Annotated in this window: 2 protein-coding genes; both read right to left on the bottom strand. The window is 69.0% G+C overall.

The window, feature by feature from the left end; all coding sequences use genetic code 11:
• Window positions 1-11 precede the first annotated feature (11 nt).
• The gene (locus ACFSUD_RS19615; protein ID WP_386376189.1) at window positions 12-650 is read right to left on the bottom strand and encodes a YjbF family lipoprotein; all 639 of its coding nucleotides are present in this window, start codon (window positions 648-650) and stop codon (window positions 12-14) included.
• The coding region (locus tag ACFSUD_RS19610; protein WP_386376188.1) for a YjbH domain-containing protein at window positions 647-1,027 on the bottom strand (381 nt) is incomplete at its 5' end. The genes ACFSUD_RS19615 and ACFSUD_RS19610, both read right to left, overlap by 4 nt.

The raw sequence follows: 1,027 nt of genomic DNA, 5'->3' as shown, positions 1-1,027 counted from the left end.
CGCCCGGCCCGTCATCGCAGGACCACACGGGTTGAAATCTCGCCGGTCTTGCCCCCGGCCCATTGCCGCGACTGCACGATGCCGCTTTGCGCGACCCAATAGAGGTTGCGGAAGGATTGATCCAGCGACTTGCAGTCCTCCTGCATCAAGGTCGTCGGGATGACCCGCCCCTGCAGGCTCAATTGCCGCGCGCCGCGGCTGCTCAGCACGCAGCGGAAGGTGCGGGTCACCGCCCGGTCGTTGCCGTCAAGATAGGTCATCAGCCGGTCCGAGCGCCCGCCCTGCCGGGCCAGCACCAGCGCCAGCGGCTCGGAAAGCTCGGAGGCCAGCAGCCCGGTGCCGAAGCCCCGCGTGCCGTGCAACATGCCGCGCTCCAGCACCAGCGCCGCGCCCTCGGGGCTGAGCCAGGTCTCGATCCCGTTGCGGCGCTGTTCGAGCAGCAGCGTGGTGGAGACCTCCTTGTCGATGAAGCCGACCTGCAGCGCCGGGGCCCGGGCGGCGATCAGCGCGGCGAAACGCGGCGCGAAGTCCGGCTCTGCGCCGCCGAGTGCCGCGCGCAGGGTGTCGAGCCGCGACGGCTCGGTGGTCGGGCTGCCACAGGCGGCGAGCAGCAGGGTCAGGAGCCCGACAAGCGGGAAAGGCAATCTCATCGCAGATATCTCCCCCAGCCGTCATCGAGCTCCTGCCCGCGGTAATCGCGCACCTGCCGGTGCAGCCGGTTGGCGACCTTGAGCCGCGCCCCTCCATCGCGCAGGATCGGCTGGATCTCCTGGGCCAGCACGTCGCGCGACGGCTGCCCGGTGAACCAGGACAGCGGCACCTCGACCCTTATGCCCTTGTCAAAGGAGCCCTCGCCGAAATCATCGAATGGCACATCCGTCAGGGTGAAATAGGCGCCGATGCGGAAGCCGTTGTCGAACTCGCGGTCGAGCGCGAAGGTCGCGCCCCAATCCCCGGCCAGGTAGCGCCCGGCGTCGATCTGCCCGAGGAAGCCATTGCCGAAATCGTAATAGGCCGAGGCATGGCC

This window comes from Sulfitobacter aestuarii (assembly GCF_042685005.1).
Taxonomy (GTDB): Bacteria; Pseudomonadota; Alphaproteobacteria; order Rhodobacterales; family Rhodobacteraceae; genus Sulfitobacter; species Sulfitobacter aestuarii.
The sequence above is the reverse complement of the archived record's forward strand: the minus strand, read 5'-3'. Positions and strand labels throughout refer to the sequence as shown.